This is a genomic window from Mesorhizobium sp. M1252 (assembly GCF_040318265.1).
In the GTDB taxonomy this organism is placed as follows: domain Bacteria; phylum Pseudomonadota; class Alphaproteobacteria; order Rhizobiales; family Rhizobiaceae; genus Mesorhizobium.
Genome location: NZ_JAMYLX010000007.1, coordinates 101,765 through 122,668, shown reverse-complemented (window position 1 = coordinate 122,668; position 20,904 = coordinate 101,765). Strand labels below are relative to the sequence as shown.

The 20,904-nt window shown below is 62.8% G+C and carries 20 protein-coding genes, 1 tRNA gene and 2 pseudogenes; 12 read left to right on the top strand and 11 right to left on the bottom strand.

The genetic code is table 11. The features are described 5' to 3' along the window. Positions 1-86: 86 nt before the first annotated feature. Positions 87-1,634, top strand: coding sequence for a magnesium-protoporphyrin IX monomethyl ester anaerobic oxidative cyclase (gene bchE, locus NKH22_RS16040; protein WP_352910073.1), 1,548 nt, complete (start codon positions 87-89; stop codon positions 1,632-1,634). A gap of 111 nt (positions 1,635-1,745) precedes the next feature. Further along, positions 1,746-2,147 (top strand): RidA family protein, encoded by a 402-nt coding sequence (locus tag NKH22_RS16035; RefSeq protein WP_352910070.1) that lies wholly within the window; start codon positions 1,746-1,748, stop codon positions 2,145-2,147. 42 nt (positions 2,148-2,189) lie between these two features. On the opposite strand, the gene argB is transcribed toward NKH22_RS16035, so the two are convergent. After that, positions 2,190-3,083: an acetylglutamate kinase gene (gene argB, locus NKH22_RS16030; protein WP_013528489.1), complete on the bottom strand. Its 894-nt coding sequence runs from the start codon at positions 3,081-3,083 to the stop codon at positions 2,190-2,192. Between the two features lie 100 nt (positions 3,084-3,183). Then, positions 3,184-3,390 (bottom strand): amidase family protein, encoded by a 207-nt coding sequence (locus NKH22_RS16025; RefSeq protein ID WP_352910068.1) that lies wholly within the window; start codon positions 3,388-3,390, stop codon positions 3,184-3,186. Positions 3,391-3,798: 408 nt separating this feature from the next. Here NKH22_RS16025 and NKH22_RS16020 point away from each other — a divergent pair, with 408 nt between their 5' ends. From NKH22_RS16020 to NKH22_RS16000, 5 genes and pseudogenes are all read left to right on the top strand, one after another. Further along, entirely contained in the window at positions 3,799-4,338 is a 540-nt protein-coding gene (locus NKH22_RS16020) for a sigma-70 family RNA polymerase sigma factor (RefSeq protein WP_023673234.1), read from the top strand. Beyond that, on the top strand, positions 4,335-5,057 hold the full coding sequence (locus NKH22_RS16015) for an anti-sigma factor (protein ID WP_023673235.1): 723 nt from the start codon (positions 4,335-4,337) through the stop codon (positions 5,055-5,057). The genes NKH22_RS16020 and NKH22_RS16015 overlap by 4 nt, the downstream gene beginning before the upstream one ends. A 220-nt stretch (positions 5,058-5,277) precedes the next feature. Further along, complete coding sequence (locus NKH22_RS16010) at positions 5,278-5,835, top strand: fasciclin domain-containing protein (protein WP_352910065.1); 558 nt, start codon at positions 5,278-5,280, stop codon at positions 5,833-5,835. Positions 5,836-6,046: 211 nt separating this feature from the next. Next, a complete protein-coding gene (gene msrB / locus NKH22_RS16005; protein ID WP_352910063.1) occupies positions 6,047-6,547 on the top strand; it encodes a peptide-methionine (R)-S-oxide reductase MsrB in 501 nt (166 codons plus the stop codon). Positions 6,548-6,831: 284 nt separating this feature from the next. Further along, a pseudogene (locus tag NKH22_RS16000) lies at positions 6,832-8,246 on the top strand (FAD-dependent monooxygenase). A 117-nt stretch (positions 8,247-8,363) separates the two neighbouring features. Here the strand turns inward: NKH22_RS16000 and NKH22_RS15995 are convergent. Then, a complete protein-coding gene (locus tag NKH22_RS15995) occupies positions 8,364-9,959 on the bottom strand; it encodes a DHA2 family efflux MFS transporter permease subunit (protein WP_023744900.1) in 1,596 nt (531 codons plus the stop codon). 21 nt (positions 9,960-9,980) lie between these two features. Then, positions 9,981-11,162 carry an HlyD family secretion protein gene (locus NKH22_RS15990; RefSeq protein WP_023728102.1) on the bottom strand — a complete coding sequence of 394 codons (1,182 nt, stop codon included), beginning with the start codon at positions 11,160-11,162 and terminating at the stop codon, positions 9,981-9,983. Between the two features lie 146 nt (positions 11,163-11,308). Here NKH22_RS15990 and NKH22_RS15985 point away from each other — a divergent pair, with 146 nt between their 5' ends. Next, a complete protein-coding gene (locus tag NKH22_RS15985) occupies positions 11,309-12,052 on the top strand; it encodes a TetR/AcrR family transcriptional regulator (RefSeq protein WP_023681357.1) in 744 nt (247 codons plus the stop codon). A 66-nt stretch (positions 12,053-12,118) separates the two neighbouring features. On the opposite strand, the gene yihA is transcribed toward NKH22_RS15985, so the two are convergent. The 6 genes from yihA to rpmH form a co-directional block, all read right to left on the bottom strand. Further along, a complete protein-coding gene (gene yihA, locus NKH22_RS15980; RefSeq protein ID WP_023673242.1) occupies positions 12,119-12,778 on the bottom strand; it encodes a ribosome biogenesis GTP-binding protein YihA/YsxC in 660 nt (219 codons plus the stop codon). Then, complete coding sequence (locus NKH22_RS15975; protein WP_023681358.1) at positions 12,775-13,413, bottom strand: CatB-related O-acetyltransferase; 639 nt, start codon at positions 13,411-13,413, stop codon at positions 12,775-12,777. The genes yihA and NKH22_RS15975 overlap by 4 nt, the downstream gene beginning before the upstream one ends. Positions 13,414-13,731: 318 nt before the next feature. Continuing rightward, positions 13,732-14,298, bottom strand: coding sequence for a fasciclin domain-containing protein (locus tag NKH22_RS15970; RefSeq protein WP_023673244.1), 567 nt, complete (start codon positions 14,296-14,298; stop codon positions 13,732-13,734). A 340-nt stretch (positions 14,299-14,638) separates the two neighbouring features. Further along, positions 14,639-16,453: a membrane protein insertase YidC gene (gene yidC / locus NKH22_RS15965; protein WP_023681359.1), complete on the bottom strand. Its 1,815-nt coding sequence runs from the start codon at positions 16,451-16,453 to the stop codon at positions 14,639-14,641. 14 nt (positions 16,454-16,467) lie between these two features. Further along, entirely contained in the window at positions 16,468-16,821 is a 354-nt protein-coding gene (rnpA, locus tag NKH22_RS15960) for a ribonuclease P protein component (protein WP_023736958.1), read from the bottom strand. Positions 16,822-16,837: 16 nt separating this feature from the next. Further along, positions 16,838-16,972 (bottom strand): 50S ribosomal protein L34, encoded by a 135-nt coding sequence (gene rpmH / locus NKH22_RS15955; protein WP_008833937.1) that lies wholly within the window; start codon positions 16,970-16,972, stop codon positions 16,838-16,840. 368 nt (positions 16,973-17,340) lie between these two features. On the opposite strand from rpmH, the gene NKH22_RS15950 reads away from it, so the two are divergent. The 3 genes and pseudogenes from NKH22_RS15950 to NKH22_RS15940 all read left to right on the top strand — a co-directional run. Next, positions 17,341-18,873, top strand: coding sequence for an ATP-binding protein (locus NKH22_RS15950; protein ID WP_023672265.1), 1,533 nt, complete (start codon positions 17,341-17,343; stop codon positions 18,871-18,873). 195 nt (positions 18,874-19,068) lie between these two features. Next, positions 19,069-19,145 (top strand) — tRNA-Arg (locus NKH22_RS15945). 32 nt (positions 19,146-19,177) lie between these two features. Next, positions 19,178-19,342, top strand: a pseudogene (locus NKH22_RS15940) (LysR family transcriptional regulator); the annotation flags it as partial. Between the two features lie 100 nt (positions 19,343-19,442). Here NKH22_RS15940 and NKH22_RS15935 read toward each other — a convergent pair. Continuing rightward, positions 19,443-19,985: an autotransporter gene (locus NKH22_RS15935; protein ID WP_023672266.1), complete on the bottom strand. Its 543-nt coding sequence runs from the start codon at positions 19,983-19,985 to the stop codon at positions 19,443-19,445. 160 nt (positions 19,986-20,145) lie between these two features. On the opposite strand from NKH22_RS15935, the gene NKH22_RS15930 reads away from it, so the two are divergent. Next, complete coding sequence (locus NKH22_RS15930) at positions 20,146-20,874, top strand: GntR family transcriptional regulator (protein WP_023672267.1); 729 nt, start codon at positions 20,146-20,148, stop codon at positions 20,872-20,874. Positions 20,875-20,904: the final 30 nt, after the last annotated feature.

The window sequence follows — 20,904 nt, the reverse complement described above, 5'->3', positions numbered from 1 at the left end:
AAGCTGCACGCAAACTGCTGAACGGAGCCCAAATGCGAAACTGAAACGCCGGCTACGCCATGCGGACCGTCGCTCAAAGGTCCGTCATGAACATCGTGCTGATCAATCCGCCGCACACCGCCATCGGCAGCCGCGTGCCCGATGACCATCTGCCACCGCTCGGCTTGCTGGCACTGGGCGGCCCGCTTATCGAAGCCGGCCATAAAGTCCGGCTGGTCGATGCCGAATTCGGGCCGATGCCGTTGGAAACGCTGGTGCGCGATGCGCTCAGCGGCCAGCCCGATTGCATCCTGATCGGCCATTCCGGCTCGACCTCGGCGCATCCCACCGCGCTCGCGATCGCCCGCATGGTCAAGGCGCTCGAGCCGGCGACGCTGGTGATCTATGGCGGCGTGTTCCCGACCTATCACTGGCGCGACATATTGGCGGCGAGCGATGTCTTCGACTTCATCGTGCGCGGCGAGGGCGAGGCAACCATCCTTGCCCTGGTCGTGGCACTGGACAATCGCCGGCCGCTGGGCGATGTCGCGGGTATCGCCTATCGCGACGATCTCGGCCGCCCCTTCGCGACGCGGCCGGCCGGGACCACTGCCAATCTGGACGAGTACCGCGTCGGCTGGGAGCTGATCGATCACCGCCGCTACAGCTATTGGGGCGGCAAGCGCGCCGTGGTCATGCAGTTTTCGCGGGGCTGCCCGCATCTGTGCAATTATTGCGGCCAGCGCGGTTTCTGGACCCGCTGGCGGCACCGCGACCCCAAGAAATTTGCGCAGGAGATTGCCTGGCTGCACCGCCAGCACGGCGTCGAACTGATCAACCTCGCCGACGAAAACCCGACCGTATCGAAGAAGGTTTGGCGCGCCTTTCTCGATGCGCTGATCGCCGAGAACGTGCCGGTGCTGATCGTCGGCTCGACCCGGGCCGACGACATCGTGCGCGATGCCGACATCCTGCACCTCTATCGCAAGGCCGGCGTCATCCGCTGGCTGCTCGGCATGGAAAACACCGACGAGCAGACGCTTCAATTGATCCGCAAGGGCGGCAGCACCTCATCCGACCGCGAGGCAATCCGGCTGCTCCGCCAGCATGGCATACTGTCGATGGCGACTTGGGTGGCCGGGTTCGAGGATGAGACCGTTCGCGATCTGTGGCGCGGCTTTCGCCAGTTGCTGGCCTATGACCCCGACCAGATCCAGGCGCTCTATGTCACGCCGCACCGCTGGACGCCGTTCTTCCGCATCGCCAAGGACCGCAAGGTGATCCAGACGGATGCCCGGCTGTGGGACTACAAGCACCAGGTGCTGCAGATGACCCGCCTGAAACCGTGGATGCTGTTCTTCTCGGTCAAGCTGATCGAGGTCGCGGTGCAGTCGCGGCCGAAGGCGCTGGCGCGCATTCTCTTCCACCCCGATCCCGAACAGCGCCATTCGATGCGCTGGTACACGCAAATGGGCCGCCGCGTCTGGTTCCGCGAGGTCTGGGGTTTTCTGGCCCGCGACCGCCGCCTCAAGGATGGTCCGACGCTGGCTGAGTTCTGGGGCGCTCCGCAGGATGCCGATGAGGAATCCATGGTCGTCATGCGCCCGCCGCGCAAGCCGGCCGAAGCGGCTGTCGCGATCTCGGCCGGCCCCTGACAGGCTCGCTGCCATTTATAGATACGTACCGTATGCGTATTGACATACGCAGCGTATGTACCCACTTCAAGCATACGGGGCGTAGTGAGTGACCCGGACAATGGAGTGAAAATGACCAAACGTGACGCGATCTTTCCTGCCGGCCGGCAGGCTCTCTATGAGATCAATCGCTATTCTGCTGCAATACGATCGGGCGATCTTTTGTTCGTCTCGGGCCAGGTCGGCAGCCGCGAGGACGGGTCGCCCGAACCTGTCTTCGAAAAGCAGGTCCAGCTTGCCTTCGACAATCTCGCCGCGGCAGTGCTGAAAGCAGCGGGCGCCACGTTCGACGATATAGTCGACGTGACCACCTTCCACACGGATCCGGCAGCGCAATGGCCCGTGATCGATGCCGTTCGGCTGAAGGTGTTCGGTGAACCGCCCTACACCAATTGGACGGCGGTCGGCGTCAACTGGTTAGCCGGCTTCGACTTCGAGATAAAGGTCATCGCGCGCCTGCCCCAGCCTGCCTAACGGCTGGCCAGCCGATCGACTGGCCGCCAAGCCAGTTGCACCTCAGGGCACGATCAGCGTGCCGGCGCCGTGTTCGGTGAACAGTTCCAAAAGCACCGCATGCGGCGTCTTGCCGTTGAGGATGACGACGCCTTCGACGCCGCGCTCGATCGCCTCGATGCAGGTCTCGACCTTGGGGATCATGCCGCCCGACACCGTGCCGTCCTTGATCAGCGCCTTGGCTTCGGCCACTGTCAGTTCGTCGATCAGCTTCTTGTTCTTGTCGAGCACGCCGGGCACGTCGGTCAGGAACAAAAGGCGCGTCGCCTGGCAGGCGCCGGCGATGGCACCGGCAAAGGTGTCGGCATTGATGTTGTACGTGTGGCCGTCGCGGCCCGGCGCCACCGGCGCCAGCACCGGGATCATTTCCGAGCGTGCCAGCAGGTCGAGCAGGGTGCGGTCGACCTCGACCGGCTCGCCGACGAAACCGAGATCGAGCACACGCTCGATGTTGGAGTCCGGGTCGATCATGGTCTTGCGCGCCTTTTCGGCGAACACCATGTTGCCGTCCTTGCCGCACAGGCCGATCGCCCATTCGCCCTCGGCGTTGATCAGCGCGACGATCTCCTTGTTTATCGAACCGGCCAGCACCATCTCGACGATCTCGACCGTCTTCTGGTCCGTGACGCGCAGCCCGCCTTCGAACTTGGATTCGATGCCCATCTTGGCCAGCATGGCGCCGATCTGCGGCCCGCCGCCATGGACGACGATCGGGTTGACGCCGGACTGCTTCAGCAGCGCGATGTCACGGGCGAAAGCCTTGCCGAGCTCGATATCGCCCATGGCATGACCGCCATATTTCACCACCACCGTCTTGTGCTCGTAGCGCTGCATATAGGGCAGGGCCCGCGAGAGCAGGGCGGCCTGCATTTCGGCGGTGGCGGTGATCTCCGTCATCGGCATGGTTCCCTGGATGCGGGTAAGGACGGCGGCGTCTTAGCGGGAATTGGCCCAGGCCGCAAACAGCTTTGCTATCACGATGATGAAATCTGCCGGATCAGGCCGGCACCTTGAGCGGCGCCCGCCGCGTCAGCCACCCGGAAACCTTCTCCATCTGCGCGGCAAGCGACAAAAACGTCTGCTCGTCGCCGGGGCGGCCGACGGCCTGGATGCCGAGCGGCAGGCCGGCATCGGTGACATGGGCCGGCAGCGCGATCGACGGCTGGCCGCTGACATTCTGGATCGCCGGCCAGTGGTGAACCACAGGCTCTTGTCCATCAATTGCCCAAACAGGGATCTGATCTCCAAGAGATGGGTCAAATGCAATTTGTCGAGCAGGTTTTCGATGAGCTCGTCGGCCCCCTTCGGGTCCATGGCGCCTCAGGCAAGCGGCGGATGCGCAATGATCGGGTTGCCTCGGCGCGCGCGATCGCAGCATCGACAAGGTCTGGCGGCGAGATCTCGCCTCTGTGCACAGCCTGCCAAGTCGGTTGCATCGTTCCCACAGCATCTGTTCGGCCGACATTGCTGTTCCCCTTTCTGCGGGAGGCTAACGACAGCCGATTTCCTTGGCACCGACCGGCGATTACTGGCGACCGGGCGCGGACATCGTTTGCGTGGACAACAAGATTTCTGCCTTTGCAAATAAATTGTGATCGCTTAGCTTGTCCGTATGACGCCGCAGGATATCTCCACCCTGATTGTCCGGACCTCGATGAAGGATCGGACCGCGTTCGATCTGCTTTACCGGCAAACCAGTGCGAAACTTTTCGGCGTGTGCCTTCGTGTATTGAAGGATCGCGGAGATGCGGAAGAAGCGCTGCAAGAGGTCTTCGTCAAAGTGTGGACGAAGGCGGACCGTTTCGCTGTTTCCGATCTAAGCCCAATCTCCTGGCTGGTGGCCATAGCACGCAATCATGCGATTGATCGCATCCGGTCGCGACGCAAGCCCGCTGCCGATATCGATGCCGCGCTCGACGTGGCTGACCCCGGTCCGGGGCCAGAGGCTATGGTTGTTGCGGGCGGTGAATCCGAGCGCATCTATCAGTGCCTTGAAGAGTTGGAACAAGACCGGGCGCAAGCCGTTCGGGGTGCTTATTTGAACGGCGAAAGTTACGCCGAGCTCGCGGAACGTCACAAGGTTCCGCTCAACACGATGCGGACATGGCTGCGCCGCAGCCTGCTGAAACTTAGAGAATGTCTGGAAAGATGACCCTGGCAGAAGAAAATGGACCGGAACGTGGAGGCGACGACCTGCTCGCAGCCGAATACGTTCTCGGCGTGCTGCCGGCGGATGAGCGCCAGATAGCCTCCGGACGCATCGACGCGGAGACCGGCTTTGCCCGTCTCGTCGATTCCTGGGAAGTGAATCTCTCGCCGATGGCTGCCGCTTATGCTGAGGTAGAGCCGCCGGCCACCATCAAGCCGGCTATCGATCGCCGGCTGTTCTCCTCCACCGCGGCGTCGACGACGGCCCCGAGCGGCAGCCTGTGGTCCAGCCTTAGCTTCTGGCGCGGCCTCACCGCAGCGGCTCTCGCGGCCCTGGTGCTCTATGTCGCCGTGCCTTACGTCAGGTCGCCGGTCGTCGTGCCGCAGGAGCGCCTCGTCGCCTCGCTGGCTGCCGAAGGCAGCGATGTCAAATACCTCGTCGTCTACGACGCTTCCCGCCGCGATGTCGGCCTGTCGCTGGTTTCGGGCGAACGCGCCGCCGGCAAGGACTTCGAACTGTGGATGATCGAAGGCAAGAATGCGCCGGTCTCGATGGGTGTCATTCCCGCCGGCCAGGTCACGCACATTCCGGTTACCCCGGCAGTGCAGCAGAAGCTGGCGCAAGGCGCCGTGCTTGCCGTCAGCGTCGAGCCGACGGGCGGTTCGACGACCGGACAGCCGACCGGACCGGTCGTTGCCGCGGGCGACCTGAAGGGCATCTGATAAATCGTAAAACCATGACGTCACAATGAAGACAGCGGAAGTACATCTTCCGCTGTTTTCGTTTTGGATACGCTGCTGGAGATTAGAGGTTCGGTCTCCGGAGATTAATTCGTCGACAAAATAAAGGAAATTTTTCCCGGCGCGGAAACTCAGGCAGTTCTATTTCGTATCTCCTCATGTTCCGAAAGAGGAAACAATAACCCCGAGGAGTTCGAACACTATGCGTAGAATCGCCACCCTTTTGCTCGCCGGTACCATTGCCGTCTCCGCCCTCGCCACGGTCGCCTATGCCGAGAATCCGATGGTTGGCGGCGCCGCCATGTTCGCCAACAAGAACATCGTCGAGAACGCCGTCAATTCGAAGGACCACACCACGCTGGTCGCCGCCGTCAAGGCTGCCGGCCTGATCGAGACGCTGCAGGGCGCCGGCCCGTTCACCGTCTTCGCGCCGACCAATGAGGCCTTCGCCGCGCTTCCGGCTGGCACGGTCGAGTCGCTGCTCAAGCCCGAGAACAAGGACAAGCTCACCAAGATCCTGACCTGCCATGTCATCGGCGCCAAGGCGATGGGCGCCGATGTCGCCTCGATGGCCAAGGCCGATGGCGGCACCCACAAGGTCAAGACGGTCGGCGGCTGCGAGCTGTCGCTCAAGGCCGATGGCGGCAAGGTCACCGTAGCCGACGAGAACGGCAATGTCGCCAATGTCACGATCGCCGATGTCGAGCAGTCGAACGGCGTCATCCACGTCATCGACAAGGTCCTGCTGCCGAAGATGTAACAAAGCCCCTGCCGCCGACGAACAGGCGGTAAGCTCTCTGATTGCGCGGCTCCCCCTTCGCGGGCCGCGCAATCTTCCGAGCGCTCCACGCCGTCCGCCACAAAACGCGGAGCCGGCTTGGAGCGTTCGGTTTGCAGGGCAACCGTCACCGGCTTTTGATTTTCCAGTGGCGGCCAAATCTGGCAAAATGATCCGCAGGAGGATTTCCGTCATGAACCGTCGCGACTTGCTTTTGAGTGGCGTCGCCTTTGCGGCCGTCGCCGGCGGCTTGGCAACGCTACGCTTGGGCGGAACCCAGTCCGCCAGAGCTGCCGAAACCTTCGAGGTCACCAAGACCGACGCCGAGTGGCACGCCATCCTGTCGGATGAAGCCTTCAATGTGCTGCGCAAGGAAGGCACCGAATATCCCGGCACCAGCCCGCTGCTCAACGAGCACCGCAAAGGCATTTTCGCCTGCGCCGGTTGCGACCTGCCGGTCTATTCCTCGGAGACCAAGTTCGATTCCGGCACCGGCTGGCCGAGCTTCTGGCAAGAGATTGCCAACGCCGTCGGCAAGACCGAGGACCGTTCGCTGGGCATGACCCGCACCGAGGTTCATTGCCGCCGCTGCGGCGGTCATCTCGGCCATGTCTTCGACGATGGCCCGGCGCCGACCGGCCTGCGCCACTGCATCAACGGCGTTGCGCTCAGCTTCAAGCCGGCAACTGCCTGACCGTTCGGCGTCTTTTAGCGGGGTGGGGATTTGGAGCCGGCGTGACGACCGCCTCCTATCTCTTGAAATGGGGCGAAAACAGTCAACTTCAAGAATTGGCAGACGGCTTTTTATGCGTAGATTCCGCAGCCCTAACGAGAGGGCCAGAATCTATGCAACCAACCAAAGCACGGGCTCGCGACGGCGAGCCCAAATCGACCGCCAAATCGACCGACGGTGTTGATGCGGACCGGCCGCGAATATCCCATTCCGTGGTGATCGCCGGCGGCGGCCCGACCGGGTTGATGCTGGCCGGCGAGCTTTCCCTGGCCGGCATCGATGTCGCCATCGTCGAGCGGCGCGAGAACCAGGATCTCGCCGGCGCGCGCTCGGGCGGCCTGCATTCGCGCACCATCGAGATCTTCGACCAGCGCGGCATTGCCGATCGGTTCCTGTCGCAAGGCCAGACCGCACAGGTCGCGGGCTTCGCCGGCGTTTCGCTTGACATCAGCGACTTCCCCACCCGCCACAATTACGGGCTGGCGCTGTGGCAAAAGCACATAGAGCGCATCCTTGCCTGCTGGGTCGATGAACTTGGCGTCACGGTCTACCGTGGCCGCGAGGTGACAGGCTTTGTGCAGGATGCAGGCGGCGTCGATGTCGCGCTGACAGATGGCGGGTCGCTTCGTGCCGATTATCTTGTCGGCTGCGACGGCGGCAGAAGCCTCGTGCGCAAGGCGGGGGCATAGAGTTCCCCGGTTCCGAGCCGACAACCAGCAATTTGATCGCCGAGATCGAGGTAACAGAAGAGCCGCAATGGGGTATCCACCGCGATGCCATCGGAATTCACGGCCTCAGCAGACTGGAAGACGGTACGGTACGGGTGCTGGTGACCGAGCGCGAGGTCGGGGCTGGCGGCGAGCCAACTTTGCGCGATCTCAGCGAGGCGCTCATTGCCGTCTACGGCACCGATTATGGCGTCCACAATCCGACATCGCTGGCCCGCTTCACCGACATGACCCGGCAGGCAGCCGCATACCGCAAGGGGCGGGTGCTGCTGGCCGGCGACGCCGCGCACGTGCATCCACCGGACGGTGGACAGGGGCTGCAGACCGGCGTGCAGGACGCGGTCAATCTGGGCTGGAAGCTCGCCCAGGTGGTCAGGAAAACTGCGCCCGAAAGCCTGCTCGACAGCTACCAGGCAGAGCGCCACCCGATTGCCGCGCGTGTGATGAAAAACACCATGGCGTCGGTCGTGCTCCGTCGCGAAGACGAGCGCACCAAGGCGCTGCGCGATACAGTGTCGGAACTTCTCGGCATGGAAGAACCGCGCAAGCGTTTTGCCGGCATGTTGTCCGGCCTGGACATCCACTACGATCTTGGCGAGGGGCATCCGCTGCTGGGGCGTCGCACGCCGGATCTCGACCTCGTCACCGCTGCCGGTCCGCTGCCGGTTTTCGCCCTGCTGCATGACGCTCGGCCGCTGCTGCTTAATCTTGGTGAGCCCGGCGCTTTTGGTATCGGCCAGTGGGTGGAGCGGATTCAGCTGGTCGACGCCAGCTACGATGGCGCATGGGAGCTTCCGGTGCTGGGGGCAGTCGAAGCCCCACGCGCAGTGCTGGTCCGGCCTGACGGTTATGTGGCCTGGGTCGGCGGCCCTGAAGCAGCCGGGCTAACCGACTCGCTGACCAAATGGTTTGGGCCGCCTGCCGCAGCATAGCGCGCCGGGTGTTCGACCAAGGAGCTTGACAACGATCGATGCTTAAGCGTGACCCCGGAAATCGGGGGTGATTTCCGGGGTCACACATGAGCGCGCCAGGCGGGGGGTCCGGCGCGCTCAATGGCCTCCGCCGCCGCTGCCCGCGGGCGGCGCCGGCTTGGCGATGACCAGGGTGAAGACCGCCATGGTCGCGAACAGCACGGTCAGCATGGTGAACACATCCATGAACGACAGCAGCGACGCCTGCTGCTGGACCATGCCCGACAGTTTGGAGATCGCCGCCTTGGTGGCGTCGAGGCCGGGAGTCTGCTGGAAGTCGAGCGTCATGTTCTGCAGCTTGGTCTGCGCCGCCGCACTGCCCCATTCCACATGCTCGGCCAGCCTGGCGTAGTGGAAGGCGCTGCGATCGATCAGCACGGTGTTGATGACGGCAAGGCCGACCGCACCGCCGAGGTTGCGGGTCAGGTTGAACAGGCCCGACGCGTTCTTCAGCCGGTCCGGCGGCAAGGTGCCGAGCGCAATGTTGTTGATCGGCACCATGCACAGCATCATCGAGCTGCCGCGCAGGATCTGCGGGATCAGCAATTCCCAGAAATCCCAGTCGGCGGTCAGATGCGTCATCCACCATGTGCCGGCAGCGAAGCCGAACAGCCCGATCATCATCATGATGCGCAAATCCATCTTGCTCGACAGGATGCCGGAAATCGGCGCAGTGACGAACATCGCCAGGCCGCTGACGAACAAGGCTTCGCCGATCATCATGGAATCGTAGCCGCGGATGCGCCCGAGGAACACCGGGTAGAGATAGGTCAGACCGTACAGGCCGATGCCGATGACGAAGGAGAACAGCGAACCGAAGGCGAAATTGACGTTGGTGAAGGCCCTGAGATCGACGATCGGCTCCTCGGCGGTGAAGGCACGCCAGAAGAACAGCGCCGCACCGACAACCATGATGATGGCGCAGATGAACACGGCCTGTTCCTGCAGCCAGTCATGGTTCGGACCTTCCTCGAGCACATATTCCATGCAGCCGAGAAACGCCGCCATGCCGGCAAGGCCCCACCAGTCGAACTTGCTGAACAGGCCGAGATTGGGCTTGTCGAAATCGATCAGGGTCCAGGTCGTGACCGTCACCAGAATGCCTGGAATGACATTGATGAGGAACAGCCAGTGCCACGACATGGCATGGCTGATATAGCCGCCGACGGTCGGGCCGATGGTCGGCGCCAGCGTCGCCACCAGGCCGATCATCGGCGACACCATGGCGCGGCGCGACGGCGGGAAGATGGTGAAGGCGGCGGCGAAAACGCTCGGGATCATGCCGCCGCCGATAAAGCCCTGGATGGCTCGGTAGACGATCATCTGGTCGATGTTGGTGGCGGTCGCGGCCAGCGCGCTGGCCGCCGTGAAGCCGGCCGCGGCGCCTGCAAACAGCACGCGCGTCGACAGCATCCGGCTGAGGAAGCCCGACAGCGGGATCATCACCACTTCGGCGATCAGATAGGCGGTCTGCACCCATGGGATTTCGTCGGAACTGGCGCTGAGGCCGGCCTGGATCTCGGCCAGCGAGGCTGAGACGATCTGGATGTCGAGGATCGCCATGAACATGCCGAACACCATCGCCAGGAAGGCGATGAGGCGGCGCGTCGAGATGGTCGTCGGCACCGCTGGCATGGCCGGCGCCGCTCCTGCTGTTATGGTTGCGGTTGCCATGGCGTTGCTCCCGGCTTTCGCTCAGTTCGCCGCGGCCGGAGCCGTGCGGCTGTCGACGGCGACAACGACGCTCAGGCCGGCGCGCAGCCTGCCTGCCTTCAGCACATCGGCCGGGACGTCGATGCGAACCGGGATGCGCTGCACCACCTTGGTGAAGTTGCCGGTGGCATTTTCCGGCGGCAGGAGCGAGAACACGGCACCCGAAGCCGGCGCCAGCGACGACACCGTGCCTTCGAAATCATGGCCGTCCGTGGCGTCGACCGAGACCCGCACCTTCTCACCGGGCACCAGCTTGGCCAGCTGCGTCTCCTTGAAGTTGGCAACGATGTAGAGCTTGTCCAGCGGCACCACGACGGCGAGCTTCTGGCCGGGGCTGACGAGGTCGCCCTGCTCGACCGAGCGGTTGCCGACGACGCCGTCATAAGGCGCCTTGAGCACGGTGAAGGACAGATCGCGCGCGGCCTTGTCGCGGTTCAGCCGCAGCGAAGCCAGCGTGCTGGCCGATTCGGCGCGCTGCGCTTCGAACACGCCGATATTGGCCTGTGCGGCTGCAATCTGCGCGTCGGCGCCGACGAGGGCTGCATTGGCCTGGTCGAGAGCGGTCTGGGCATCGTCCAGTTGCGCCTGTGTGCCGACATGCGTCTTGACCAGTTGCGCGGCGCGCTGCTGGGCGCGAGCGGCGTTGTCGGCTGCCGCCTGGTCGGCGACCTTCTGCGCCTGCGCCTGTTGCAGCGAAGCTTGCGCCGCCTTCGTCTGCGCGTCGATACGGTCGAGCGTCTTGGCCAGCGTGGCGATCTGCGCCTCCGCCTGGGCAACGGCTATTCTGTAGTCGCCGTCGTCGATCGTCAGCAGCGGATCGCCAGCCTTGACCTGCTGGTTCTCCGAGACCTTGACTTGATCGACATAGCCGGAAATCTTCGGCGAGACGAACGACATGTCGGCCTGGACATAGGCGTCGTCGGTCGAGATCAGGAACCGGCCGTCCGTCCAGTAATTATAGCCATACCAGGCGCCGGCGCTGAGCAGAGCGAGGCCGATGATCGGCAGCATGAACGAGCGAGCCGACCGCTTCTTCTTGGCCGGCACCTCGGCCAAAACTTCGGCGGCAGGCTTGATCGGCGCTTCCGGCGCTTCGATAGCCGGCGAGACCTTGGCGTTGGGAAAGGGGCGGACTTCGGCGGTGGTTGGCGTGTTCGAGGACATGATATCTCGCTACCGTAGCTACATAAGGAAAATGTGCTATACTGAACCGTTCGGTTCGATGCGAACGTTGACATAGCGCTAAAGCAGGCCCATATCAAGAGCAATCGAACCGCTCGGTTCGAATTATTTCGCGAGGTGTGACTTTAATGGCCGACACGTTACCCGACGTCGAAAATGATCCGTGCGATGTGCTGGATAGTGCGCGTCGCGGCCGCCCGGCGGCGGGCCAGGATCCGGTCAAGCGCAGCCAGATCATCGAAGGCGCGCGGCGCGTGTTCATCGACAAGGGCTTCGAAGCGGCGTCGATGAACGACATTACCCGCGAGGCCGGCGTCTCCAAGGGCACGATCTATGTCTACTTCGCCAACAAGGAAGAGCTGTTCGAGGCACTGATCGAGGAAGAGCGCGGCACCATCTTCAAGAACATGTACGACATGCTCGACCGCGCCGACGATCTGCGCCAGACGCTGGTGAAATTCGGCAAGGTGCTGTCGATGAAGATCACCTCGGCCAAGGTCATCCAGGCGCAACGCACCGTGATCGGCGCCTCCGACAGGATACCGGACATGGGCGCGCGGTTTTACGAACGTGGCCCCAAACGCGGCCACGACAAGGTGGTCAAGTTCCTCAATGCAGCCATCGAACGCGGCCTGCTCAAGATCGATGATGTCGATCTTGCCGCCTATCAATTCACCGAACTGTGCCTCGCCGGCCTGTTTCGCCAGTGCATCTTCGCCTACCGCACCAAGGCGCCGAGCCAGGATGAAATCGACCACATCGTGCGGTCGGGCGTCAGCCTGTTCCTGAAGTCCTACGGCACTGAAAAGCTTGCCGAGGAAGAAAGCCACCAGATGATCGCGCTCGAGGCGAAGTCCAAGGCAAAGGCCTAGTTAGCCAAAGGTCTTTTTTCGCAACTCCGGACGAAAAACCGCTTCACACTTTTCCCGGAGTTGCTTTTAACCGCCATTGGCCGCCAGCACGATCGCCGCGCGCAGTTCGTCCAGACCCTCGCCCTTTTCCGACGACGTGGCGAGCACGAACGGAAACGCCGCCGGCCGCTTCTTGATCTTCAGTAATGTCTCTTCGATCAGCTGCGGCACGCCGGCGGCCTTGATCTTGTCGGTCTTGGTCAGCACGATCTGGTAGGACACCGCCGCCTTGTCGAGCAGCGACAGCACTTCGTCGTCCTTGGCTTTGATGCCATGGCGGGAATCGATCAGCACATAGACCCGCTTCAGCGTCACGCGGCCCTTGAGATAGTCGAAGACCAGCTTGGTCCAATCGTCCACCTTTTCCTTCGGCGCGCTGGCATAGCCGTAGCCCGGCATGTCGACCAGCGCCATTGGCGGCAAGTCGGTGCCTTCGCCGGAAAACCCGCCCGGCACGAAATAGTTGAGCTCCTGCGTGCGCCCCGGCGTGTTGGAGGTGCGCGCCAGCCCGTTATGGCCGACCAGCGCATTGATCAGCGACGACTTGCCGACATTGGAGCGGCCGGCAAAGGCGATCTCCGGCGGCCCCTCCGGCGGCAGGAACTTCATCGCCGGCACGCCGCGGATGAAGATCCACCCCTTGGTGAACAGGTCGGTTCCGATGACGGTGTTGCCCAGCGCGTTCAAATCGCTGCCTCCAGCCTGGAAATATCGGCGCCCCGAATGGCGTTGAGGTTGCGGCCGATCTTGTCCACCGGCCAGTTCCACCACGCCACGGAAAGCAGCCGCCTGACCGTCCTGTCGTCGAAACGCATCTTCACCACCTTTGCCGCATTGCCGGCGACGATCGCATAGGCCGGCACGTCATGCGTCACCACCGATTTCGCCGCCACGATGGCGCCATTGCCGACCGACACGCCGGGCATGATCACCGCATCCATGCCGATCCATACATCATTGCCGACCACCGTGTCGCCGCGCAGTTCCTGCGACCACGTCTTCGGGTCGAAGCCTTGCTCCCAGCCATGGCCGAAAATGTTGAACGGATAGGTGGAAAAGCCGGACATGGCATGGTTGGCGCCGTTCATGATGAAGCGCGCGCCCTCGGCGATGGCGCAGAACTTGCCGATGATCAGCTTGTCGCCGATGAAGGGATAATGATGCAGCACGCACCGCTCGGCGAATTTGTCCGGTCCGTCAGGATCGTCATAGTAGGTGAACTCGCCGATCTCGATATTCGGCGCGGTGACCAGGGGCTTGAGGAAGCCGACGCGGGTGTGCATCGGGATCGGGTGTTTGATGTCTGGGTTGGGTCCGTCCATGGCGAGATCCGTCGAGAGTGGCGCAAATTAAAGCCGCCATTCGAGATGGCGTGATCCGCCCTATAGCACCAATCGCCCGATGAGCGAGCCCTGCTGGGCTTCGATGTTCAGTTCGTGCCGCGGCAGATCACGATCAGGTCGACCGCCGCCGTCGGCTAAGGCGCCCTGAAACAAAAAAAACGGGGCCCTGCGAAGGACAAGCAGGACCCCGGTGGTGTCGAAGACGGCTTCAAAAGAATGGCACCTCCTCGTGAGGTGGGGAAGGCAGACCGAGAAAGCCCGTCGCAGCCCGCCGTCATTCCCCGTTGCGTAAAGCCGTTACTTCGGCAACAGCACCTTGTTGACGACGTGGATGACGCCGTTCGACTGGTTGACGTCGGCGACCGTTACCTTGGCGGCGCCGCCGGATTCGTCGACGATATAAAGCGCGCCTTTTTTTACCTCGGCGATCAGCGTGTCGCCGCTGACGGTCTTCATTTCATACTTGCCACCCATCGCCTTGGCCTTGGTCATCATATCCTTGGCCGAGATCTTGCCGGCCACGACATGGGCGGTCAGGATCTTGGTCAGCTTGTCCTTATTTTCGGGCTTCACCAGCGTGGCGACGGTGCCGGCCGGCAGTTTCTTGAAGGCGGAATCGGTCGGCGCAAACACCGTGAAGGGTCCCGCGCTTTCCAGCGTGTCGACCAGGCCGGCGGCCTTGACGGCGGCAACCAGCGTCTTGTGGATCGGCGAGTTGAGGGCGTTCTCGACGATGTTCTTCGAGGTCAGCATCGCAGCGCCGCCAACGGCGGGATTGGCGAGCGTATAGGCCGTCGTAGCTGCGAGGCCCGATAGAGCCAGGCCGGCGGAAAAGCAGAATGCCTTGAGGATGGACTTTGCCATTGGAGAACCCTTCTGGTGCGACAATTGTTGATTCGATTGTCGGGAAGAGTTACGCGGCGATTGCGGGAAAGTTTCGGTGCAGAGTAAAAAAGGATAATGATAACAAATATTTAAAGGCGAATGCCCATTCCACGCGCCGCATCCCCGCGATGGACATGACGGGGTCACGGATCAAAAACAGCGGTCTTCGGATTAGAGCTGATCGGTGTTGATCGGCCTTGGCGGTACAAGCAGCAGCCACGCCGGTTGCACGCCGCAAGTTTCGCGCCTCACGGGAACGTGATGCGCGCCTCGTCCACAAAAAACACCGGACGAGCCGGGGCTTTGATTGCCACGCTGTTTATTCAGCTGGCGAGGGTTTCTTTCGGAACAATGCCGTCAGATTGTCCCACAATTCGATCTTGGCGCCCTGGCGCTTCATGATCACGCCCTGCTGCAGGATCGACAGCGTGTTGTTCCAGGCCCAGTAGATGACGAGGCCGGCCGGGAAGCTGCCCATCATGAAGGTGAAGATCACCGGCATCCAGGTGAAGATCTGCGCCTGCGTCGGATCCGGCGGCGTCGGGTTCATGCGCATCTGCAGGAACATGGTGATGCCCATGACCACCGCCCAGGCGCCCATATGCGGCAGGAATGCCGGCGGCGCGAAGGGCAGCAGGCCGAACAGGTTGAAGACCGAGGTCGGATCGGGCGCGGCCAGATCCTGGACCCAGCCGAAGAACGGCGCGTGCCGCATCTCGATGGTGATGTAGAGCACCTTGTAGAGCGAGAAGAACACCGGGATCTGCAGCGCCACCGGCCAGCAGCCGGCGAGCGGATTGATCTTCTCGGTCTTGTACAGCTCCATCATCGCCTGTTGCTGCTTCATCTTGTCGTCCGCGTATTTCTCGCGGATCTCGAGCATCTTGGGCTGCACCTTCTTCATGTTCGCCATCGACGCATAGGATTTGTTGGCGAGCGGGAAGAAGAGGGTTTTGACGACGACGGTGGTGGCAAGGATGGCCAGACCGAAATTGCCGAAGAATTTGTACAGCGTGTCGATCAGGTAGAACATCGGCTTGGTGATCCAGATGAACCATCCCCAATCGATCAGCCGGTCGAACAGCCTGATCTGGCGATCCTGGGCGTAGGCGTTGATCTTGTTGACTTCCTTGGCGCCGGCGAAGATCTCGGTCTCGACCGTCGCCGACTGGCCGGCGGCAATGGTGATCGGGTCGGTGAGGAAGTCCGACTGGTAGCGCGGGCGGCCATTGTCGTAATAGGCATAGTGCGGCTGGAAGGGCTGCTTCTCGGTCGGCACCAGGGTGACCGCCCAATATTTGTCGGTGATGCCAAGCCAGCCATCGGTCGATTTGCTCGGCGTATAGAGCTTGTTCTTCTCGATGTCGGCGTATTTGTGCTCCTGCAGGCCTTCGGTTCCCGTGACGCCGATCAGGCCTTCATGCAGCACATAGGAGCTGGCGACGGCCGGCTTGTCGAAACGGATGACGCGGCCGTAATTGGACAGCGTGACGGGGGTCGAGCCTGAATTCTGCACCGCATCGGAAACGGTGAACATGTAGTCGCCGTCGACGGAGATCGTGCGCTTGAAGGTCAGGCCCTTGTCGTTGGTGAAGGTCAGCGTCACTGGCGTCGCCGGCGTCAGTGTCGCATTGCCGTCGACGCTCCAGACCGTTTCCGGGCCCGGCACCGTGCCGGTCGTGTCGCTGCCGACAAAGCCGATCTCGGCATAATAGCCGGTGGGCAGCGCCTGCGGATTGAGCAGCTGGATCTGCGGCGATGTCTTGTCGACCGTCTCGGTGTAGTGCTTGAGCTTTAGGTCGTCGAGGCGGGCGCCGGTGAGGTTGATCGAGCCCGACAGACTCGGCGTGTCGATGTTGACGCGGGCCGTCTTGGCCACTTCCTGCGCGCGGCCTTCCGGCGTCGTGACATAGGTGCCGGGCGCGTTTGGAATGGCGCCGGGCGCTGCGGGCGCCGGCGTGCCGCCGGGGTTGGCGGCCTCGGCCGCCTTCTTCTGCTCCGCCGCCCGCTGCTCTTCGATGCGGGCCGCCTCGCGCTGCTGTTCGCTGCGCGGCAGCACATAGAAATATTGCCACAGCCCGAGGATCAGCACCGACAAGACGATGGTGATGTAGAAGTTCCGGTTGTTTTCCATCGAAAGCCCTTGGCCTATCGTGTTCCGCTGAGACGGCGGGAGAGTTCGGCCTTCAACTGGCCGAACGGAATGGTGAGCACGTCTTCACGCCCGACGATGACATAGTCATTGCCGGGCGCCATGTCACTTGCGGCATGGGTGCGCACGGCTTCTTTCAGCCGCCGCCTGACGCGGTTGCGGACAACCGCATTGCCGACCTTCTTGGTGACGGTGAAGCCGACGCGCGGCGGCAGACCGTCTTTGCGGTCGAGAACTTCAACGAGAAAAAGCCGCCCGCGCCGCTTTTCACCGCGGCGGACGGCCAGGAATTCCGCACGTTTCAGAAGCCGCTTGGGGTTTGGTCCCACTGGCTTGCCGGTTGCGGGCAACGATCTCGTCTTCCGTTCAGGCGCTGAGCCGCTTGCGGCCGCGGTTGCGGCGAGCTGCGACGACGCCGCGACCACCCTTGGTGGCCATGCGAGCACGGAAACCGTGCCGGCGTTTGCGGACGAGTTTGGACGGTTGGTAGGTACGCTTCATTTGTTTTAATACCGCGGGGTGCGGCCCTTCTTGATTCTGTCACTGTGTAACAGGAGCTTTGCCGGGCCGGCATTGGCGCGATCGAAACCGCGCCGGGACGAATGGCCCGAGCGTGAGCGGCTTATAGAAAGAAGGGTTTTGGGAGTCAATCCAGCGCGAACTATGAGTTCGTCGCAGCGCGAACTATGAGTTCGTCGCAGTGCGAACTGCCAGTTCGTCACGACGCGACACCCCGTTCGTCGCGGCGCGAACACCCAGTTCGAGTCTATCTTTATTGCTGGCACCATCGTCCAACGAAGGATGAAATTGGCAAAAAAGCCGCAATCACCTAATCTCAACCGATCAAGCGTTTGTGAAGACAGGCCTTAATGAGCGAAGTTGCATCAGCGGATGAAGGGAGCGGCCCGGCGACAGCCGATGCCAGCCCGGCGACCGTTCGCCCGGTTGCGAGCCGTTCGGTGCCCAATCGTTCAGTGCCCTTGGCGCGCGGCCTGTCGACCAAGCTGCTCTTGCTCACCATTGTCTTCGTGCTCCTGGCCGAAGTCCTCATTTTCCTGCCCTGGATCGCCAGCTACCGCCTGGCCTGGCTGAAGGAGCGGCTAAGCACCGCTGCCGCGGTGTCGATCGTGCTGGTGCAGGGCGAGCCCAATTCGCTCTCCCGCGCCGCCCAGAACGACGTGCTGATGGCAATCGGCGCCAAGGCGATCGCGGTGCGCGACGGCGGCGTATCGCGCCTGCTGGTGGTGGCCGAGATGCCGCCGCAGGTCGACGAGCACATCGACATCGCCAATGTCGGCATGATCAAGGGCATGACCGGGGCGCTGGATACGCTGTTCTTCGGCGGCAAGCGCATGCTGCGGGTGTTCGGCCCGGTCGGCGACAGCGACAAGGAATTCGAGCTGATCATGCCCGACTATTCCCTCCGCAACGCCATGCTGCGCTATTCGCGCAACGTCGCCTTCGTCTCGCTGCTGATCTCGCTGTTCACCGCAATGCTGGTCTATGCCGCGATCGACCTGATCATGATCGGCCCGATCCGCACCATGACGCGCTCGATGCTGTCCTTCTCCGAGGCGCCCGACGATCCAGGGCGCATCATCCACCCGGCCGCCCGTGCCGACGAGATCGGCGTTGCCGAGCGCGAACTGTCGCAGATGCAGGAACGGCTGCAAAAGATGCTGTCGGAGCAGAAGCATCTTGCCGATCTTGGCCTCGCCGTCTCCAAGATCAACCATGACATGCGCAACATCCTGGCCTCGGCGCAGCTGATGTCGGACCGCCTGCGCCTGGTCAAGGACCCGACGGTGCAGGCCTTCGCGCCAAAGCTGTTGCGCGCGCTCGACCGCGCCGTCTCCTATTCCGAAGGTGTGCTCCACTATGGTCGCACGCAGGAGCCGGCGCCCTCACGCCGCCGCTTGCGGCTGCGCCAGCTGGTCGACGACGTCCACGGCCTGCTCGACATCGAGGACGGCATCGAATTCGTCAATGCCGTCGAGCTCGCCTTCGAGGTCGATGCCGATTCCGACCAGCTGTTTCGCGTGCTCACCAATCTGTGCCGAAACGCGGTGCAGGCGATGGCGGCCGACGCCGAGAGCGCGCTGGTGCGCCGGCTCGCCGTATCGGCCGAGCGCATAGGCAGCGTAAGCCGCATCATTGTCACCGACACCGGTCCCGGCCTGCCGGCGAAGGCGCGAGAAAACCTGTTCGCGGCGTTTCGAGGCTCGGCCCGCAGCGGCGGCACCGGCCTTGGCCTGGCCATCGCGCACGAGCTGATCCGCGCCCATGGCGGCACGGTGGAACTGGTCGAATCGATCGGCGGCCGCACCACCTTCGCCGTCACCATCCCCGACCAGCCGGTCCGCCTCGACCAGGCCCGCAACGGCCTGCGCCGCCCTGCCTGAGCTGTATTGATATTCAGCCGAAGCCGGACTGAGCTGAATCTCAGCACCCCTTTGATCGGCACCGTCGAAAGCAGCTGCGACAAAACTTTTGCCGGATTGGCTTGCTTTTCGGAAATTCAGTCGCTAGGGAACACGTCTTGTCGCGGCCGGTCGTCAGGATCGGTTAGCGGGGCTATGTAAAGCATGGCCTGTTGCGCGCCCGTAGCTCAGCTGGATAGAGCACCAGACTACGAATCTGGGGGTCAGGAGTTCGAATCTCTTCGGGCGCGCCATTTCCGCCGAATCTGCGATTTCCTGCGATCCGCTAGCCGGTCTTGGGCTCGCATATGAAGAGCAGGTCGCGGAACACGTTGCCGAGCACCGCCTCATCCGAGTGCTGGAGAACTGGACGCCGCCTATTCCGGGCTTCTTCATTTATTACCCCAGTCGTCAGCCTGACTGCGCTATAAACGCGCTGCGATGTTCTTGAAACGGGAGAGTACGCGGCGACCGTTATCTGGGCGCAGCGACGCTGAATGCTCATTCACGCCGCCGCGCAGCACGCTCACTTTTCTTCCGCCTTTCCCGGATCAGGGCCCAATAGGCCTCGCTCCAGCCAGATACCGCTCATTGTCAAACGGCTCGGCGTGGGTGCTGCCCGGGCTCCACATGTGGCGGTGGGTCTCGGTCAGATTGCCGAGATAGACATGCAGCGCGCCTGAGCGGGCGATGCCGGTGTTGGCCACCGCGTGCACGGTATCAGGGGTCATGTGCACCACCGCGGGCGCCGCGATGTCGTGGCGTTCCGGCGCATCGATCTCGCTGCCGTCGACGGGATAGATGAAGTTGGTCTCGCTGCCCTTGTAGATGCCGATCAGCGCATCCATCAGATGGTTGTGCGGCGGGTACCGCAGGCCGGGCGACAGCGTGATGTGGTAGATGGTCAAGTCAGGGCTGGCATGCAGCAGCACCTCATCGTCGTCTTCCTCATGCGCGAGCACGCCTGATGCATGGAAGCGGTCGGTGTGTTCGCGCAGCACCGCCTTGACCCGTTCGATGGCATGAGCACCTTTGGCTGCGTTGACGATACCGGCGGTTACGGCGTAGAGAGGCGAGTTGGCGGCAAGAGACATTTGTCGTCATCTCCATTGGGAAGCTCAACCAATACAGCTGAGATGCTCAGGCTAGCGAATGCCGACAGACCCGTCAACCGGATGGTCGAAACGGGCAAGCAGACTACGCGGGCAGACTACGCGGGCAGACCACGCGGGCAGACCACACGGGCAGGCAGATATGGCTCTTCCGAAATCAGTGTCACCGTCCGCCGTCAAGGCGCCGTCGACCGCCGACATATTGCGCAGCGAGGAAGCTTATGAGCAGCTGAAGAGCGACATCGTCGCCTGCGTCCTGCAACCCGGCGAAAGCCTGACCGAAAAGCAGATCGGCGACCGCTACCAGATCAGGAAGGCGACGATCCGCTCGGCTTTGGCCCGCCTGACGCAGGAAGGGCTGATCAAGAGCGAGCCGCGCCGCGGTTATGTCATCGCACCGCTTAGCCTGCGCGACGTCAACGAGATCTTCGACCTCCGCAGCCTGATCGAACCGGAAGTGTTCCGGGTGGCCGCGGCAAACCTCACCGAACGCGGGCTCGACGACATCAGGCTGGCGGCGCAGAAGGTGCTGAAGCCGGAGACGCTGCGCAGCCATGTCGCCTTTCTGGCGGCCGACCGCGCCTTTCGCCTGGCCCTGGCTGAACTCTCCGGCAATCTGCGGCTGGTTCGCCTGCTCGACCAAACGCTCGACCAGTCGGAGCGTGTCCTCCATCTCGGCTTCAAATCGCGCGACTTCACGCAAGCGATCATCGGCCAGCAGAAGGAGTTGGTGCTTGCCTGCGAGCTGGCCGAAGTCTCGGCCATCGCAAAGCTTGCCCGCTCGCAGTGCCTGTCGCTCAAGAAGCAGGTGCTCGAGGCCTTGCTCGCCGGCTCCAAGCTGCAGGACGCCAATTTGCAAAGCTTCGCCTGAGGCGCGAAGTCCGCGCTCTCTGGCCGATGC

Excerpts from the sequence above, each read along its gene's own strand:
- bchE (WP_352910073.1), top strand. The coding sequence starts at position 87 with ATGAACATCGTGCTGATCAATCCGCCGCACACCGCCATCGGCAGCCGC.
- NKH22_RS16035 (WP_352910070.1), top strand. The coding sequence starts at position 1,746 with ATGACCAAACGTGACGCGATCTTTCCTGCCGGCCGGCAGGCTCTCTAT.
- argB (WP_013528489.1), bottom strand. The coding sequence starts at position 3,083 with ATGACGGAGATCACCGCCACCGCCGAAATGCAGGCCGCCCTGCTCTCG.
- NKH22_RS16020 (WP_023673234.1), top strand. The coding sequence starts at position 3,799 with ATGACGCCGCAGGATATCTCCACCCTGATTGTCCGGACCTCGATGAAG.
- NKH22_RS16015 (WP_023673235.1), top strand. The coding sequence starts at position 4,335 with ATGACCCTGGCAGAAGAAAATGGACCGGAACGTGGAGGCGACGACCTG.
- NKH22_RS16010 (WP_352910065.1), top strand. The coding sequence starts at position 5,278 with ATGCGTAGAATCGCCACCCTTTTGCTCGCCGGTACCATTGCCGTCTCC.
- msrB (WP_352910063.1), top strand. The coding sequence starts at position 6,047 with ATGAACCGTCGCGACTTGCTTTTGAGTGGCGTCGCCTTTGCGGCCGTC.
- NKH22_RS15995 (WP_023744900.1), bottom strand. The coding sequence starts at position 9,959 with ATGGCAACCGCAACCATAACAGCAGGAGCGGCGCCGGCCATGCCAGCG.
- NKH22_RS15990 (WP_023728102.1), bottom strand. The coding sequence starts at position 11,162 with ATGTCCTCGAACACGCCAACCACCGCCGAAGTCCGCCCCTTTCCCAAC.
- NKH22_RS15985 (WP_023681357.1), top strand. The coding sequence starts at position 11,309 with ATGGCCGACACGTTACCCGACGTCGAAAATGATCCGTGCGATGTGCTG.
- NKH22_RS15975 (WP_023681358.1), bottom strand. The coding sequence starts at position 13,413 with ATGGACGGACCCAACCCAGACATCAAACACCCGATCCCGATGCACACC.
- NKH22_RS15970 (WP_023673244.1), bottom strand. The coding sequence starts at position 14,298 with ATGGCAAAGTCCATCCTCAAGGCATTCTGCTTTTCCGCCGGCCTGGCT.
- yidC (WP_023681359.1), bottom strand. The coding sequence starts at position 16,453 with ATGGAAAACAACCGGAACTTCTACATCACCATCGTCTTGTCGGTGCTG.
- rpmH (WP_008833937.1), bottom strand. The coding sequence starts at position 16,972 with ATGAAGCGTACCTACCAACCGTCCAAACTCGTCCGCAAACGCCGGCAC.
- NKH22_RS15950 (WP_023672265.1), top strand. The coding sequence starts at position 17,341 with ATGAGCGAAGTTGCATCAGCGGATGAAGGGAGCGGCCCGGCGACAGCC.
- NKH22_RS15935 (WP_023672266.1), bottom strand. The coding sequence starts at position 19,985 with ATGTCTCTTGCCGCCAACTCGCCTCTCTACGCCGTAACCGCCGGTATC.
- NKH22_RS15930 (WP_023672267.1), top strand. The coding sequence starts at position 20,146 with ATGGCTCTTCCGAAATCAGTGTCACCGTCCGCCGTCAAGGCGCCGTCG.